General features: G+C 65.8%; 15 protein-coding genes. All 15 read right to left on the bottom strand.

Annotation, left to right across the window (positions count from 1 at the left end; genetic code table 11):
- The 15 genes from AYB31_RS15920 to AYB31_RS15850 all read right to left on the bottom strand — a co-directional run bounded on the left by AYB31_RS15920 (position 1) and on the right by AYB31_RS15850 (position 16,569).
- On the bottom strand, positions 1 to 471 hold the full coding sequence (locus tag AYB31_RS15920) for a hypothetical protein (protein ID WP_068829686.1): 471 nt from the start codon (positions 469 to 471) through the stop codon (positions 1 to 3).
- A gap of 245 nt (positions 472 to 716) precedes the next feature.
- Positions 717 to 2,417: an urease subunit alpha gene (gene ureC / locus AYB31_RS15915; RefSeq protein ID WP_068829685.1), complete on the bottom strand. Its 1,701-nt coding sequence runs from the start codon at positions 2,415 to 2,417 to the stop codon at positions 717 to 719.
- 130 nt (positions 2,418 to 2,547) lie between these two features.
- Positions 2,548 to 2,853 carry an urease subunit beta gene (locus tag AYB31_RS15910; protein WP_068829684.1) on the bottom strand — a complete coding sequence of 102 codons (306 nt, stop codon included), beginning with the start codon at positions 2,851 to 2,853 and terminating at the stop codon, positions 2,548 to 2,550.
- Positions 2,850 to 3,368, bottom strand: coding sequence for a GNAT family N-acetyltransferase (locus AYB31_RS15905; protein ID WP_068829683.1), 519 nt, complete (start codon positions 3,366 to 3,368; stop codon positions 2,850 to 2,852). Before AYB31_RS15905 ends, AYB31_RS15910 begins: the two co-directional genes overlap by 4 nt.
- 2 nt (positions 3,369 to 3,370) lie before the next feature.
- Positions 3,371 to 3,673 carry an urease subunit gamma gene (gene ureA, locus AYB31_RS15900; protein ID WP_068829682.1) on the bottom strand — a complete coding sequence of 101 codons (303 nt, stop codon included), beginning with the start codon at positions 3,671 to 3,673 and terminating at the stop codon, positions 3,371 to 3,373.
- Complete coding sequence (locus AYB31_RS15895) at positions 3,673 to 4,512, bottom strand: urease accessory protein UreD (RefSeq protein WP_068829681.1); 840 nt, start codon at positions 4,510 to 4,512, stop codon at positions 3,673 to 3,675. The genes ureA and AYB31_RS15895 overlap by 1 nt, the downstream gene beginning before the upstream one ends.
- 14 nt (positions 4,513 to 4,526) lie before the next feature.
- On the bottom strand, positions 4,527 to 5,225 hold the full coding sequence (gene urtE / locus AYB31_RS15890) for an urea ABC transporter ATP-binding subunit UrtE (RefSeq protein ID WP_068829680.1): 699 nt from the start codon (positions 5,223 to 5,225) through the stop codon (positions 4,527 to 4,529).
- Between the two features lie 92 nt (positions 5,226 to 5,317).
- The gene (urtD, locus tag AYB31_RS15885) at positions 5,318 to 6,169 is read right to left on the bottom strand and encodes an urea ABC transporter ATP-binding protein UrtD (protein WP_162493010.1); all 852 of its coding nucleotides are present in this window, start codon (positions 6,167 to 6,169) and stop codon (positions 5,318 to 5,320) included.
- Positions 6,166 to 7,257: an urea ABC transporter permease subunit UrtC gene (urtC, locus tag AYB31_RS15880; protein WP_068829679.1), complete on the bottom strand. Its 1,092-nt coding sequence runs from the start codon at positions 7,255 to 7,257 to the stop codon at positions 6,166 to 6,168. Before urtC ends, urtD begins: the two co-directional genes overlap by 4 nt.
- Positions 7,257 to 8,828 (bottom strand): urea ABC transporter permease subunit UrtB, encoded by a 1,572-nt coding sequence (gene urtB, locus AYB31_RS15875; RefSeq protein WP_068829678.1) that lies wholly within the window; start codon positions 8,826 to 8,828, stop codon positions 7,257 to 7,259. The genes urtC and urtB overlap by 1 nt, the downstream gene beginning before the upstream one ends.
- Positions 8,829 to 9,015: 187 nt before the next feature.
- Entirely contained in the window at positions 9,016 to 10,281 is a 1,266-nt protein-coding gene (gene urtA / locus AYB31_RS15870) for an urea ABC transporter substrate-binding protein (protein ID WP_068829677.1), read from the bottom strand.
- A gap of 66 nt (positions 10,282 to 10,347) precedes the next feature.
- A complete protein-coding gene (locus AYB31_RS15865; RefSeq protein ID WP_068829676.1) occupies positions 10,348 to 11,082 on the bottom strand; it encodes a GntR family transcriptional regulator in 735 nt (244 codons plus the stop codon).
- 5 nt (positions 11,083 to 11,087) lie between these two features.
- Positions 11,088 to 12,890 carry an allophanate hydrolase gene (atzF, locus tag AYB31_RS15860; protein WP_177332305.1) on the bottom strand — a complete coding sequence of 601 codons (1,803 nt, stop codon included), beginning with the start codon at positions 12,888 to 12,890 and terminating at the stop codon, positions 11,088 to 11,090.
- A gap of 240 nt (positions 12,891 to 13,130) precedes the next feature.
- Entirely contained in the window at positions 13,131 to 13,727 is a 597-nt protein-coding gene (locus AYB31_RS15855) for a MarC family protein (protein ID WP_068829674.1), read from the bottom strand.
- 67 nt (positions 13,728 to 13,794) lie between these two features.
- Positions 13,795 to 16,569, bottom strand: a complete 2,775-nt coding sequence (locus AYB31_RS15850; protein ID WP_068829673.1) for a hybrid sensor histidine kinase/response regulator — start codon at positions 16,567 to 16,569, stop codon at positions 13,795 to 13,797.
- Between the last annotated feature and the right edge of the window lie 9 nt (positions 16,570 to 16,578).

Below are 16,578 nucleotides of genomic sequence, written 5' to 3'. Positions count from 1 at the left end.
TCACTGGGTGCGGCCCAGCGGCCACATATGCGGGCCGAGCAGCCCGCTGTGCCAGTAGATCTCCAGTTCACCGAGGCAGGCCAGCAGTTGCTGCACCGGAACCTGCGGCTCCAGCGGCGCGGCGCCCAGCAGGCGGCGCCACCAGGGGCGGTCCTGGCGGAACCAGCTTTCGCTTGCCGAGGTGCCGGCCTGCAGGCGGCCGGCGTCGCTGGCCCAGCTGGCGGCAAGCTCAGTGGCCGGCACGAGCCGATCCTGAATGCTTAGCCCTGCGCTCGGGACGGTGCCGTAGTTGAGGATGAAGCGTGGACGCTGGTACTTGTCCCACTGCACTTCGAGGATATGCAGCTGCTCGCCGTCGTGGCGGCGGTAAGTCCAGAACAGCGCGTGCTGCGGCTGGTCGGCGACGAAGCCGCGCGACTCCAGCAGGGGTTGCAGGCGTTCCTTCAGATGCTGGCGCAAGGCTTGGGACATGAACGGGCTCGCTGTGGTTTGCCGGCAGTCAACCTTAGAGCGAGTCCGTAGGCAAGCCTCAGAACCCGCTCAAAGTCTGCTGCGCGTCGGCCATGCGTCGTTAAAAACAGCCTGGAGCGCCAGCCCGGTCGGAATGCTTATGTACTATTCGTAAACTCGCGGGCGAGCCCAGTACGCTTTCTCACTTGTTTGCGGGGGCGCCTAGCCCTAGCCTGGCTCTAGCTCGCGAGACCTTGAGCAGGCTCTCAGAACAGGAAATAGCGCTGCGCCATCGGCAGTACCTCGGCCGGTTCACACCAGAGCAACTGGCCGTCGGCCTTGACCTGGTAGTTCTGCGGGTCGACCTCGATATCCGGCAGGTAGCCGTTGTGGATCAGGTCGCTCTTCTGCACCTCGCGGCAGCCTTTGACCACGCCGATCTGCTTCTGCAGGCCAAGCTGCTGCGGTACGCCGGCCTCGAAGGCGGCCTGGCTAATGAAGGTCAGGCTGGTGGCGTGCAGCATGCCGGCGTAGCTGCCGAACATCGGCCGGTAGTGCACCGGCTGCGGCGTCGGGATCGAGGCGTTGGCGTCGCCCATCAGGCTAGCGGCGATGGCGCCGCCCTTGAGGATCAGCGTCGGTTTCACGCCGAAGAAGGCCGGGCGCCACAGCACCAGGTCGGCGAATTTGCCCACTTCGATGGAGCCCACTTCGTGGCTGATGCCGTGGGTGATCGCCGGGTTGATGGTGTACTTGGCGATGTAGCGCTTCACGCGGAAGTTGTCGTTGCCCGCCGCATCCTCGGGCAGGGCGCCGCGCTGTTTCTTCATCTTGTCGGCAGTCTGCCAGGTGCGGGTGATCACCTCGCCGACGCGGCCCATGGCCTGGCTGTCGGAGCTGATCATGGAGAAGGCGCCGAGGTCATGCAGGATATCCTCGGCGGCGATGGTCTCGCGGCGGATGCGGCTTTCGGCGAAGGCCACGTCCTCGGCGATGCTCGGGTCGAGGTGGTGGCAGACCATCAGCATGTCGAGGTGCTCGTCGATGGTGTTCTTGGTGAACGGCCGGGTCGGGTTGGTCGAGCTGGGCAGTACGTTGGGGAAACCGCAGGCCTTGATGATGTCCGGCGCGTGCCCGCCGCCGGCACCTTCGGTGTGGTAGGTGTGAATGGTGCGGCCCTTGAACGCGCCGAGGGTGGTCTCGACGAAGCCGGACTCGTTGAGGGTGTCGGTATGGATCGCCACCTGGATGTCGTACTCATCGGCCACGGCCAGGCAGTTGTCGATGGCGGCCGGGGTGGTGCCCCAATCCTCGTGAAGCTTGAGGCCGATGGCCCCGGCCTTGACCTGTTCGATCAAGGGCTCCGGCAGCGACACGTTGCCCTTGCCGGTGAAGCCGATGTTCATCGGGAAGGCGTCGGCGGCCTTGAGCATCATCGCCATGTGCCAGGGGCCGGGCGTCACTGTGGTGGCGTAGGTGCCGGTGGCCGGGCCGGTGCCGCCGCCGATCATGGTGGTGGTGCCGCTCATCAGCGCTTCTTCGATCTGCTGCGGGCAGATGAAGTGGATATGGCTGTCGATGCCGCCGGCGGTGAGGATCATGCCTTCTCCGGCGATGACCTCGGTGGCGCCGCCGATGGCGATGGTCACATCCGGCTGGATGTCCGGGTTGCCGGCCTTGCCGATAGCGGCGATGCGTCCGTTCTTGAGGCCGACGTCGGCCTTGACGATGCCCCAGTGATCGATGATCAGCGCGTTGGTGATCACCGTGTCGACCACATCCTTGGCGCACAGCTGGCTCTGGCCCATGCCGTCGCGGATCACCTTGCCGCCGCCGAACTTCACTTCGTCGCCGTAGGTGGTGAAGTCCTTCTCGACCTCGACCCACAATTCGGTGTCGGCCAGGCGCACCTTGTCGCCGACGGTGGGGCCGAACATGTCGGCATAGGCTTGTCTGCTGATTTTCATGGGTCGCTTCCCGTTGCAACACAAAACAAGAGGTCTCGTGGGAGCGGCTTTAGCCGCGATGCTTTTGACGGTAAATGCATCACGGCTATAGCGGATTGCCGCCTGGCCGCTCCCACAAGTACGAAAGGGGTTAGAGCTCGCCCATCACCCGCCCGGCGAAGCCGAACACGCGGCGCGCGCCGGCCAGCTCGACCAGCTCCACCTCGCGGCTCTGCCCCGGCTCGAAGCGCACGGCCGTGCCGGCGGGAATGTTCAGGCGCATGCCACGCGCGCTCGCCCTGTCAAAGGTCAGCGCGTCGTTGGTCTCGAAGAAGTGGAAGTGCGAGCCGACCTGGATCGGCCGGTCGCCGCTGTTGGCCACAGTGAGCGTCAGGGTCGGGCGGCCGGCGTTGAGTTCGATCTCGCCGTCCTGAATCTGGTATTCGCCGGGAATCATGGCTTTCTCCGCTGCGGGGTCAGGATCAGTTGCATGAAGGTCAGGTCCAGCCAGCGGCCGAACTTGCGACCGACCTGGGGCATCTGTCCGGTGGTGATGAAGCCGAGGCGCTCGTGCAGGCGGATCGAGGCGGCGTTGCCGCTCTCGATGGCGGCGACCATCACGTGCTTGTCGCAGGCGATGGCGCGCTCGATCAGGGCCGTCATCAGCGGTGTGGCCAGGCCCTTGCCGCGCTGGTCGGCGCGGATGTAGACCGAGTGCTCGACCGTGTGGCAGAAGCCGTCGAAGGGGCGCCAGTCGCCGAAGGAGGCATAGCCGAGTGCCTCGCCGTGCGCATCCTCGGCGATCAGGATCGGGTAGCCCTGGCTGGCACGGGCGTCGAACCAGGCCTGGCGGTTGGCCAGGTCGACTTCGGCGTCCATCCAGATCGCCGTGGTGTTGCGCACCGCCTCGTTGAAGATGTCGCGCAAGGCCGGCAGGTCGGCGGCCACCGCGTCACGAATATGCCTGGCCATGGTCAGGCGATCGGCTGGTGCACGGTCACCAGCTTGGTGCCGTCGGGGAAGGTGGCTTCGATCTGGATCTCCGGGATCATCTCCGGCACGCCCTCCATCACCTGCTCGCGGCTCAGCAGGGTGGTGCCGAAGTGCATCAGGTCGGCCACGCTGCGACCGTCGCGCGCGCCCTCCAGTAGCGCGGCAGAAATGTAGGCCATGGCCTCCGGGTAGTTCAGCTTCACGCCACGGGCCAGGCGTCGTTCGGCGACCAGGCCGGCGGTGAAGATCAGCAGTTTGTCTTTCTCTCTTGGCGAAAGATCCATCAGGTACTCCAGATTCGTGGGGGTACGGCCTCGCGGCCGAGCAGTGCGGGGCGCAGCAGGCGCCAGAGTTCGATCAGCCAGGCGCGCGCATGTAGCGCTTCGCTGGCCAGGCAGCGGGCCACCAGCAGCCTCGGCAACTGGCTGAGGTCGCCGCACACCGGGCTCGGCAGCTCGCGGCAGCGTTCCAGCAGTTCGGCATCGATTTCGCCGCTGACCAGCAGGGTGGCGAATACCGGTTGGCCGGCCAGGCCGATGGGCGAGTCGAGCAGGCCGTCGCCACCGACCACGCGCTGGCGTTCGTGCCACAGCAACCGGCCATCGCGGCGGATATCCAGATGGGACTGGAAATAGCCGCTGTCGAAGCGTTCGCCGGCGGCAGGGCGGCCGAGGGCGACCATGTCCCAGTAACACAGGCGCGCATCGCCTTCGAGCTCGATGCGGGTGCTCAGCTCGGCCTGGGCTCCGCAATAGACGATGGTCTCCTGCGGTAGCCATTCCAGGGTGGCACCGGCGGCCACCCGCAGCTCGACCTGTTGGTGGGCGGCGCCAGCGGCGCGATACCACTTGGCGGCGCCGGGGCTGGTCAGCTGGGCCCAGGCCCGTTCGCCGACGCTGGCGCTGATATTCAGGCTGTCGCCACCGGCGATGCCGGCCGGCGGGTGGACGATGATGTGCTGGCAGACTTGCGGGCCTTCCGCGTACAGGTGCTTTTGCACCCGCAGCGGGCCCTGGTGGCGGCGCAGCACCGGACGGGTATGTTCGCCGCTGCGGGCGTAGCCCAGCTCCAGCTCGGCGTGCCAGCTGGGGGTGAACAGGGTAGGGGAGAGCGGTGAATTCATGGCTGTGGTTTTTATCAGATCGCGACCAGTCCGCGCACGCCATCTGCCTCCATGGTTTCGCCACGGCCCTGTTGGACGATCTCGCCGCGGCTCATCACCAGGTACTGATCGGCCAGCTCAGCGGCAAAATCATAGAACTGCTCGACCAGCAGGATGGCCATGTCGCCACGCTCGGCGAGCTTCTTGATGACCACGCCGATCTCCTTGATCACCGAGGGCTGAATGCCTTCGGTGGGTTCGTCGAGGATCAGCAGACGCGGCTTGCTGGCCAGTGCGCGGCCGATGGCCAGCTGTTGCTGCTGGCCGCCCGAGAGGTCGCCGCCACGGCGTTGCTTCATTTCGCGCAGCACCGGGAACAGCTCGTAGATGAACTCCGGCACCACCTTGGCTTCGCTGCCTGGGAAGCGCGAGAGGCCCATCAGCAGGTTTTCTTCCACGGTCAGTCGCCCGAAGATTTCCCGGCCCTGGGGCACGTAGGCGATGCCGGCGTGCACGCGCTGGTGCGGCTTGTAGCCGTTGATGGCCTGGCCTTCCCACTCGACCTTGCCTTCCTTGGCCGGGATCAGGCCCATCAGGCATTTGAGCAGCGTGGTCTTGCCCACGCCATTGCGCCCGAGCAGGCAGGTGACCTCGCCGACCTTGGCCTCGAACGACAGGCCTCGCAGGATATGGCTGCCACCGTAGTACTGGTGCAGTTGTTGGACTTGCAGCATGTCGATGTCCTTCGTTGATCTCTTCGTGGGAACGGTGATCCGCTTTAGCTCGAAAAAAGCATCGCGGCTAAAGCCGCTCCCACAGCTATGCCTTAACGACCGAGATAGACCTCGATCACCCGTTCGTTGGCCTGCACCTCTTCCAGCGAGCCCTCGGCCAGCACGCTGCCCTGGTGCAGCACGGTGACGTGGTCGGCGATGGAACCGACGAAGCCCATGTCGTGCTCCACCACCATCAGCGAGTGCTGGCGCGCCAGCGACTTGAACAGCTCGGCAGTGAACTCGGTTTCGGCGTCGGTCATGCCCGCCACGGGCTCGTCGAGCAGCAGCAGTTGCGGGTCCTGGACCAGCAGCATGCCGATCTCGAGGAACTGCTTCTGGCCGTGCGAGAGCAACCCGGCAGGGCGATGGCGCGAGGCGTCCAGGCGGATGGTGGTCAGCACCTCCTCGATGCGGTCTTTCTGCGCGCCGGAGAGCCTGGCGCGCAGGCTGGCCCACACCGACTTGTTGGTCTTCAGCGCCAGCTCCAGGTTCTCGAACACGCTGAGCGCCTCGAATACCGTGGGCTTCTGGAACTTGCGGCCGATGCCGGCCTGGGCGATCTCCACCTCGCTCATCTGGGTCAGATCCAGTGTCTCGCCGAAGTAGGCGTGGCCGTTGTCCGGGCGGGTCTTGCCGGTGATCACGTCCATCATGGTGGTCTTGCCGGCGCCGTTGGGGCCGATGATGCAACGCAGCTCGCCGACGCCGATGTACAGGGTCAGGTTGGTCAGGGCCCTGAAGCCGTCGAAGCTGACGTTGATGTCTTCCAGGGTGAGGATGGTGCCGTGGCGCACATCCAGGCCCTTGCTGGCCAGGCGCCCGGCGCCGATGGCGTCGCGTGCCGCGCCAGCCGGGTCGAAGGCGGGTTCGAGCATGAATTCGGGTACCGGAGTGGCTCTCATTGGTCCTTCTCCTTGCGTAGCAAGCCAATCACACCCTTGGGCAGGAACAGGGTGGCGACGATGAATAGCGCACCGAGGGCGAACAGCCAGTATTCGGGGAAGGCCACGGTGAACCAGCTCTTCATGCCGTTGACCAGGCCGGCGCCGAGCAGCGGACCGATCAGCGTGCCGCGCCCACCCAGGGCGACCCAGATGGCGGCCTCGATGGAGTTGGTCGGCGACATCTCGCTGGGGTTGATGATGCCCACCTGCGGCACGTACAGCGCGCCGGCCAGGCCGCACAATACTGCGCTCAAGACCCAGATAAACAGCTTGTAGCCGCGCGGGTCGTAGCCGCAGAACATCAGGCGGTTTTCCGCGTCACGCAGGGCGGTGAGTACCCGGCCGAACTTGCTGCGGGCCAGCTTGAAGCCCAGCAGCAGGCTGCCGACCAGAAGCAGCACGGTGCAGAAGAACAGCGTGGCGCGCGTGCCAGGCGCGGTGATGTCGAAGCCGAGGATGCTGCGGAAGTTGGTGAAGCCGTTGTTGCCGCCGAAGCCGGTTTCGTTGCGGAAGAACAGCAGCATGCCGGCGAAGGTCAGCGCCTGGGTCATGATCGAGAAGTACACGCCCTTGATCCGCGAGCGGAAGGCGAAGAAGCCGAACACCAGGGCCAGCAGGCCTGGTGCCAGCACCACCAGGCACATGGCCCAGAGGAAGCTGCTGGTGCCGTACCAGTACCAGGGCAGCTCGGTCCAGGCCAGGAAGCTCATGAAGGCCGGCAGGCCGTCACCGGCCGACTGGCGCATCAGGTACATGCCCATGGCGTAGCCGCCGAGGGCGAAGAACAGGCCGTGGCCGAGCGAGAGCATGCCGGCGTAGCCCCACACCAGATCGAGTGCCAGGGCGACGATGCAGTAGCAGAGGATCTTGCCGACCAGGGTCAGGCTGTAGGCCGAGACATGCAGGGCGTGCTCCGCCGGCAACAGGTGCAGCAGCGGCATGGCGACCAGCACGGCCAGTACCAGCAGGCCGATGGCCAGCGACACTTGCGGGCCGAGCTTGGCGCTGGCGCGCGCCAGCAGTGTTTGATTGAGAGGCATAGTCATCAGTCGATCACCCGTCCCTTGAGAGCGAAGAGTCCCTGCGGGCGTTTCTGAATGAACAGAATGATCAGCGCGAGGATGAGGATCTTGCCGAGTACGGCACCGATCTGCGGTTCGAGGATCTTGTTGGCGATGCCGAGGCCGAAGGCGGCCATCACGCTGCCGGCCAGTTGGCCGACGCCGCCGAGCACCACCACCAGGAAGGAGTCGATGATGTAGCTCTGGCCGAGGTCCGGGCCGACGTTGCCGATCTGCGAGAGGGCCACGCCGCCAAGGCCGGCGATGCCGGAGCCGAGGCCGAAGGCGAGCATGTCCACACGGCCGGTGGGTACGCCGCAGCAGGCGGCCATGTTGCGGTTCTGCGTCACGGCGCGCACGTTCAGGCCCAGGCGGGTCTTGTTCAGCAGCAGCCAGGTCAGGACCACGACAAACAGGGCGAAGCCGATGATCACCATGCGGCTGTAGGGCAGTACCAGGTTCGGTAGCACCTGCACGCCGCCGGACAGCCAGTAGGGGTTGGCCACTTCGACGTTCTGCGCGCCGAAGATCACCCGTACCGCCTGGATCAGGATCAGGCTGATGCCCCAGGTGGCCAGCAGGGTTTCCAGCGGGCGGCCGTAGAGGTGGCGGATCACCGTGCGTTCCAGCGCCATGCCGATGGCGGCGGTGACGAAGAAGGCCACCGGCAGGGCTGCCAGCGGGTACAGCGCTAGGTATTCCGGGGCGAGGTTCTTGAAGCCCAGTTGCACCATGTAGGTGGTGTAGGCGCCGAGCATCAGCATCTCGCCGTGGGCCATGTTGATCACGCCCAGCAGGCCGAAGGTGATGGCCAGGCCAAGCGCCGCCAGCAGCAGGATCGAGCCGAGGCTCAGGCCGCTGAAGGCCTGGCCCAGCAGTTCGCCGACCAGAAGCCGACGCTTGACCTGAGCCAGGCTGGTTTCGGCGGCGGCGCGCACGGCGGCATCGCTTTCCGCGCCGGCGTTGAGCAGCGCTTCCAGGCGGGCACGGGCCAGCGGTTCACCGCTCTCACCGAGCAGGCGCACGGCCTGCAGGCGCACGGCCGGGTCCGGGTCGACCAGCTGCAGGTTGGCCAGGGCCAGGGCCAGGGCGTCGCGCACGGCATCGTCCTGTTCGCTGGCGACCCGGGCATTGAGCAGGCCCAGCTGGGCCGGCTTGGCTTTCTTCTGCAGCTCCTGCGCCGCGGCCAGGCGCACGTTGGGATCTTCGTTCTGCAACTGCTGGCTGGCCTGGGCGATGGCCAGCAGGCCACGCAGGCGGTTGTTCAGGCGCAGCTTCTTCGGCGCGGAACTCGGCGCGGCGCTGCCTTCGGCGGGCAGGTACTGGCCGTTGTCCTCGAAGAACGGGGTCTTGGCCTTGTCGCTGGCCAGGCGGCCTTGCTGCAGGGCATCGAGCAGCGGCTGGCGGGCGGGATCGGGTTGCGCGGCCCAGCTCTCGAGGAGCTTGGCCTGCTTGGCCGGGTTGGCGGCGACGAAGTCGGCGGCATCTCCGGCATGGCTGGTCAGCGGCAGCAGCAGCGCCAGTGACAGCAGGATTCGGTAAAGGGCAGTGGGCATAGTGCAGCAGTCCTTCGTGTGGGGTCGTAGCTCGGACTGCATCCGGGCTACGAACACCCTCTCCCCCGGCCCCTCTCCCGTGAACGGGAGAGGGGAGGGAAACGCCCCGGTGTTGCTGAGGTGTAGCAAGCAGCACCAGACCGTTCCCTCTCCCACTGTGGGAGAGGGCTAGGGAGAGGGGCTTTGCTTAGTTGGACTTGACGGCGTAGTCCGGCTTCTTGTCGTTGCCGGGGATGAAGGGGCTCCACGGCTGGGCGCGCAGCGGGCCTTCGGTCTGCCAGACGATGGAGAACTGACCATCGTCCTGGACTTCGCCGATCATCACCGGCTTGTGCAGGTGGTGGTTGGTCTTGTCCATGGTCAGGGTGTAGCCGCTCGGCGCGGCGAAGGTCTGGCCGCCCATGGCCTCGCGCACCTTGTCCACATCGGTGGTGCCGGCTTTTTCCACGGCCTGGGCCCACATGTTGATGCCGACGTAGGTGGCTTCCATCGGGTCGTTGGTCACCGCGGTCTGGTAGTTCGGCAGGTTCTTGGCCTTGGCGTAGGCCTTCCAGGCGCTGACGAACTTCTCGTTGACCGGGTTATCCACCGACTCGAAGTAGTTCCAGGCGGCCAGTTGGCCGACCAGCGGCTTGGTGTCGATGCCGCGCAGTTCTTCCTCGCCGACCGAGAAGGCCACCACCGGGATGTCGGTGGCTTCGATGCCCTGGTTGGCCAGTTCCTTGTAGAACGGCACGTTGGAGTCGCCGTTGACGGTGGAGATCACCGCGGTCTTGCCGCCGGCGGAGAACTTCTTGATGTTGGCGACGATGGTTTGATAGTCGCTATGACCGAAGGGGGTGTAGACCTCTTCGATATCCTTGTCGGCCACGCCCTTGCTGTGCAGGAAGCTGCGCAGGATCTTGTTGGTGGTGCGCGGGTAGACGTAGTCGGTGCCCAGCAGGAAGTAGCGTTTGGCGCCGCCGCCGTCTTCGCTCATCAGGTATTCCACCGCCGGGATGGCCTGCTGGTTCGGCGCGGCGCCGGTGTAGAACACGTTCGGCGACATTTCTTCGCCTTCGTACTGCACCGGGTAGAACAGCAGGCCGTTGAGCTCCTCGAACACCGGCAGCACGGATTTGCGCGAGACCGAGGTCCAGCAGCCGAACACTACGTCGACCTTGTCCTGGGTCAGCAGTTGACGCGCCTTCTCGGCGAACAGCGGCCAGTTGGACGCCGGGTCGACTACCACGGGTTCGAGTTGCTTGCCGTTGACCCCACCCTTGGCGTTGATCTCGTCGATGGTCATCAGCGCCATGTCTTTCAGCGAAGTCTCGGAGATGGCCATGGTGCCGGACAGCGAGTGGAGGATACCGACCTTGATGGTCTCGGCGGCCTGCACGGTCCAGGTCATGCCCATGGCGGCGATGGAAGCGGAAAGGGTGAAGGCCTTGATCAGGCTGCGACGTTGCATAGTGCGATCTCCATTCACGAATGTGGTTTGAACTGCTTTGTTATTGCTTATGGGTTTGGCAGTGGTTCAAAGGTCAATCACGTCACCCGCCCCGGCGGCCTTCTGCCGGACGCTGTGCAGCATGTGCAGGGTGATCTTGCGCACTTCCGCCTTGCTGACCTCGACATGGGTCTTCAGCAATAGCTGTGCCTCTTCGCAACGGCGCGCCAGAATCGCGCCGAGGATGCTCGCGTGCTCCTCGTAGGTGAGCTCTACCCGTGGCGCCTGGGTGAAGTCCAGGCGCCTTAGAATGCGGATCTTCTCGCTGACCTCGGCATGCACCCGGGTCATTTCACGATTGCCGGCCGCCTCTAGCAGCAGGCAGTGGAAGCGCTCGTCGAGCAGGGAAACTGCCCTGCCGTCCTGCAGTCGCTCCTCGGGTTGCACCATCCAGGTGCGCTGCAGTTCCTGCAGGGCAGTGGATTGTTCACCCATGGGGCGCAGGCACAGGCGGCGCACGGCTTCCAGTTCGAGGACGATGCGCAGCTCGTAGAGCTCCTCGAAATGGGCGAAGTCGAACGGGCGCACCTGCCAGCCGCTGCGAAAGTGCACCTCCAGATAGCCTTCGCGCTGCAGGCGGTGCAGAGCCTGACGCACCGGCGTGCGACTGGCCTCGACCCGCGCGGCGACCTCGCCTTCGCTGAAGCGGTCACCGGGCAGCAGGCGGAACTCGAAGATGTCCTCCTTGAGCTGCAGGTAGATGCGCTCGGCGAGGTTCTCCGGGCGCTCCTTGCCTTGGCGCTGCGCATCGGCCAGTTGCATGGATTTCAGCCCTGCTGCTGGCTGGCGATAAAGGCGCGCCAGCCACCGAAGCTGGTGATATCGCGGGCGCCGTCCAAGGCGTAGGGCTCGCAGATGAAACCCTTTACCCAGCGGCCGTCGGCCAGCTCCAGGTTGCCGATGCCCAGCGGCGGCGGGATCTCGGCGACGAATTCGCCGAAGCGCGCCTGCGGTACATCCCACAGCTCGACGATGATCTCGGCGCCGTCCTCGGCGACCCGTGCCAGGCCCGGCTTGGGCGGCACGGTACCGGGCAGGGCATAGAGGCGGTAGCTGGCGGTGCTGGTGGTTTGCTCGACCAGCACGGCATCGCGAGTGGTGAGCTGGAAGTTCAGCGGCATGCCGGTCAGGTGCGCGCCGACCACTGCGACACGGATGCAACCTGGCGCCGGCTTGTCGTTGGCGGTTTGCGCCGGCAGCGGCTTGCCGGTGGCGCCCAGCGGCAGGGCCAGCGCCTGCTGCCAGCGTTGGCCGAAGGCGGCCAATGCCTGGTCGTGCCAGGCCGGGGCTATCAGGGTGATGCCGGCCGGCAGGCCGTCTTCGCGAACGCCGGCGGGCACGGCCAGGGCGGAGAGGTCGGCGAGGTTGGTGAAGTTGGTGTAGGTGCCGAACTGGCTGTTGAACAGCACCGGCTCCCGCTCCATCTCGGCTAGCGTGCGAATGGTCGGCGAGGTTGGCACCACCAGGGCATCGAAGCCGGCCAGGATGTCGTTGATGGTGCGACTCAGCTCGGCGCGAATGTACTCGGCCTTGTAGGCATCGCAGGCGCTGTACTTATGGCCGTTCTCGACGATGCCGCGCACCACCGGATTGATATGTTCGGGGTTCACGCCTTCCACCGCGACGGTGCGCTCGGCGACCCAGGAGCCGTAGTAGAGCTGCTCGGCCAGTTGCTGGAAGGGTGCGAAGTCGATCTCCACCAGCTCGGCACCGAGTTCGCGCAGTTTGCCCAGCGCCTGCTCGAATACCGCCTGGTTCTGTATGTCACCGAAGAACTCGGGGGCGGCCGGCACTGCCAGGCGCGGCTTGGCAGGCATGCCGACCTTGGCGCTGGTGGGGTTCTTGCGGCTGTAGGGATCGGCACTGTCGTAGCCGCCGGCGATCTGCGCCACGGCCATGGCATCGGCCACGGTCAGGGCAAATACCGAGATGCAGTCAAGGGTCTTGCAGGCGGGCACCAGGCCGGTATTCGGCAGCCAGCCCTTGGTCGGCTTGAGCCCGACGATATTGTTGAAGCCGGCCGGCACGCGGCCGGAGCCAGCGGTGTCGGTGCCCAGCGCGAAGGGCACCAGGCCACGGGCGACCACGCTGGCCGAGCCGGAGCTGGAGCCGCCGCTGACGTAGTCCGGGTTGAAGCTGTTGCTTACCGCGCCGTGGGGTGAGCGGGTGCCGACCAGGCCGGTGGCGAACTGGTCGAGGTTGGTCTTGCCAATGAGGATGGCGCCGGCGGCACGCAGGCGAGCGACCACTGTGGCGTCGTCGACGGCGGTGTAGGCGAACTCGGGGCAGGCTGCGGTGGTGGACCAGCCGGCGGCGTCGATATTGTCCTTGATGGCGAAGGGCACGCCGTACAGCGGCAGCTTGGTGAGGTCGCCGCCGGAGCTGTCCAGCAGCGCGGCCAGGGCTGCCAGCTGGTCATCGAGCTGAGTTGCGCTGGCCAGGGCGATCCAGGCGTTATCCGTTGCGCTCAGTTCAAGGCGCAGGCCCTGCAGCAGTTCGGCGGGCGACTGCCCGTCGCGATAGGAGCGTTGCCAGTCGGCGAGGGTGAAGGCAATAGGAGCGTTGGCCATGCGTTGAGATTCCATCTTGTATCCAAGTTGGAATCGCTAGAGCAATGTGGGTGCCAGTTCTTTAAAGATGTTTATTTTCAGTGGGTTATGGACGTTGCAGGCTTTTCTGAAACGTGATTGCCGCGCTGCGCTGCACCGTGTCGGGGCTGCGGGCACGTTTATGGTGCGGGTGTTTTGCGCTTTGCGGCTGGAGCAGGCTGCAACTGTCACCCAGTGCAGCCTGGTTACGTGGCGGAGGCGTCAGGGCTGCAGATAGCCGCGCACGCCGGTGAAGATGATCTGCGCGGCCAGGGCGCAGACGAACAGGCCCATCAGGCGGCTGAGAATCTGCAGGCCCTGCTGGCCTAGCAGGCGCTCGACCCGGTCGGAGAGATAGAGCACGGCGCCTACGGTGGCGCTGGCGATGGCGATGGCGAGGATGGCCAGCAGCTTGGCGTCCCACTGCGGCTGGCTGATGCCCATCACCAGCAGCGCACCGATGGTGCCGGGGCCGACGGTGAGCGGGATGGTCAGCGGCACTATGGTGATGTCCTGGTTGAGGTTGTCGGTCTGTACCGCCGACTTGCCTTGGGCCATGCCCAGTGCCGAGATGAACAGCACGGAACCGGCGCCGATGCGGAAGGCGTCGGCGGTGATGCCGAACAGGTCGAAGATGGTCTGGCCGAACAGGTACAGCAGCACGCTGGCGATCAGGGTGCCGAGGGCGACCCGCCAGGCCAGCTTCTTGCGTTCCTTCACCGAGTGGCCAGGAGTCAGGCCGATGAAGCAGGACAGCACGAAGAACGGGCTATAGAGGACCAGCATTTTCAGGTACAGGCTGAACAGCACGGAGAGCATGGGGCGGGCTCGTCAGAAGGAAATGGGGCAAGCATAGAAGCGGTCGAGGTGACCTGCGTTCGATGCCTCAGGAGGGCAGGGCGTCACGCCGGCGCTGGCGTTCGACCACCCAGTGGGCGATCAGCTCGCGTAGCTGGGACATTTCCACCGGCTTGGCCATGTGGCCGTCCATGCCGACCTGGCGCGCGCGCTCCTTGTGTTCGGCGAGGATATGCGCGGTCAGTGCCACCACCGGCGTGCGCTCGCGCTGCTCGCGCTGTTCCCAGGCGCGCAGCTGTTCGGTGGCGGAGAATCCGTCGAGCACCGGCATTTCGCAGTCCATCAGCACCAGGTCGTACTGCTGCGCCTGCATGGCGCGCAGGGCTTCCTCGCCGTTGCTGGCGGTGTCCGGCTGCAGGTTGAGCTTGCTCAGCATGCCGCGGATGACCTTGGTGGAGATGCTGTTGTCCTCGGCCACCAGGATGCGGAAGTCCGCAGGCACCTGCAGCGGGCCGTTCTCGCTCTGCGGCAACACGGGGGCGCCTAGGCGGCGCTGGGCCAGCTCGTCGGCCAGGGTGGTCTTCAGCGTGTAGCCGGCCACCGGCTTGGCCAGGATGCGCTTGATGCCGGCGTTGCGGGCGATGATCTTGCTCGGCGCGTTGCTGATGCCGGTGAGCATGATCAGCAGGATGTCGTGGTTGAGATTGGGGTCTTCCTTGATCTTGGCCGCCAGCTGCATGCCGGTCATGCCGGGCATTTCCTGGTCGAGCAGTACGGCGTCGAAGTATTCCTTGAGGTGCGCCTTGGTGCGCAGCAGGGCCAGGGCTTCCTTGCCGGAGGCCACGGCGCTGACCTGCAGGCCCCAGGCGTTGCACTGCTGCTGCAGCACCTTGCGGCAGGTCTCGTTGTCGTCCACCACCAGCAGACGCGCGCCCTGCAGCGGGCCATCGAGGTCGGCGGTAGGGTGCTCCAGGCGCTGGGGGTCGAGCGGCAGGCTCAGCCACAAGGTGCTGCCGCTGCCAGTGCCGCTCTGCACGCCGAACTCGCCATCCATCAGCCGCACCAGTTGGCGGGCGATGATCAGACCGAGGCGCCCGCCAAGCTTGCTGGCGCTGAGGAAGTCGCTGCTGTGCAGCTGGGTGTTGAGCAGGGCATCGCGTTCGCTGGCCTCCAGCGGGCGGCCGCTGTCCTGCACGGCGATGCGCAGGCGCGGCTCCTTGGCCTCGTTGTCCAGCGCCACCACCAGCAGGATCTCGCCCTCGTCGGTCTGGCGGAAGGCGTTGTCCAGCAGGCTCAGCAGGGTCTGGCGCAGGCGCGTGGGGTCGCCGCTGATCACCCGTGGCACCTGGGGCTGGGTGAAGCTGATCAGCTCGACCTTCTGCTGTTCGGCCTTGGCGCGGAAGATGTCCAGGCAGTCGTCGATCAGGGCGTTGAGGTCGAACTGCACGTCGTCCAGCTCGATCTGCCCGGACTCCAGCTTGGAAATGTCGAGAATCTCGTTGATCAGGGTGAGCAGCTCGTTGCCCGAGCTGTGGATGGTCTGCACGTAGTCGCGTTGCTTGGCGGAGAGCGGGGTGCCGAGCAGCAGCTCGGTCATGCCCAGTACACCGTTCATGGGGGTGCGGATTTCGTGGCTGATCTTGGCCAGGAATTCGGCCTTGGCTTTCAGTTCTGCGCTGGTGGCGGCTTCGCTGGTGCGGCGGGTCAGGGTATCGCTGACGATCTGTCGCTGTCGCTCGGAGAGGGCGATGCTGAGGATCAGGCCGGCGACCATGGCCACGCTGAACAGGCTGAGCACCAGCCAGCCGGGGTTGAGCTGGTCGAAGCCGAACAGCACCGGGCCGAGCACGATGAACCCCAGGTTGAACAGCAGCAGCCCGGCAAAGATCAGCCGCGCCGGACGATAACCGTTGCGCCAGTGCACGAAGGCCACGGCCGGCACCGTCATCGAGGCCAGTACCACCAGGCCATAGACCAGCCAGCTGTGCCAGAGCAGGCCGGTGAAGGCGATCAGCGCGGCGGCGCCGGCGATCAGGGCGAATTCGGCATGCAGGATGTGGCGCAGCGGGCTGTGTTCGGCCGGGCTGCCGCGGAAGAAGAAACGGGTGAAACCGAGGATGCACAGGGCCGCCGTCAGCGCGGCGAGGTCGGCTATCAGCGACTGGTTGTAGCTCTGCTCTGGTAGCCAGACCGCCAGCAGGCCGATGTTGGCGGTGGCGCACAGGGCCAGAGCGATATGCATGCCGGCCAGCCACAGGTTGCTGGCGGTGGGTGAATAGGCCATGCGCAGCAGGTTGAACAGGGCCAGCAGCAGCAGACCACCGAGCAGGGCGCCGAACAGGTAGGCGGGCCTTTCCTGGGCCACCAGCTCACGCTGGTCGATGACCTTGAACCACATCATCAGCGCGTGGTTCGAGGTCATGCGCATGTAGGCCATGCGCGGTTGTTCGTCGCTGGGCAGGGGGAACAGATAGGCCCGCGAAGGCAGCGGGCGCGAGGCCAGGGTCAGTGCCTCGCCGGTGTGCAGGGTCTGCTCCAGTACCCCGTTGTTGACCAGGTAGAAGTCCAGGTATTGCACCCGTGGGGCGAACAGCCACAGCCAGTGCGGGTCACCGAACGAGCGCGTGTCGACCTTGAGCCAGATGGCCTGGGGCGAGGCGGGTAGGGTGAAGGAGAGACGGTCCAGCGGTTGGAAGCGCGAGCTTTGCGCCTGTACTTCGGCGAAGGAGAGTTGTGCGGACTTGTCGAGGAGGATCGACCAGTTGCCATCGGCGACGGGGCCATCGCTATTGGCAGCTACCGAGAGCGGCAGGCCAAGCAGCAGGCTGACGATGAGTCCTGTGGCGATCCAGAGCCGGCGCACGAGTTGGAG

Origin of the sequence: Pseudomonas sp. BMS12 (genome assembly GCF_001592875.1) — a bacterium.
Lineage (GTDB): Bacteria > Pseudomonadota > Gammaproteobacteria > Pseudomonadales > Pseudomonadaceae > Aquipseudomonas.
The sequence above is the reverse complement of the archived record's forward strand: the minus strand, read 5'-3'. Positions and strand labels throughout refer to the sequence as shown.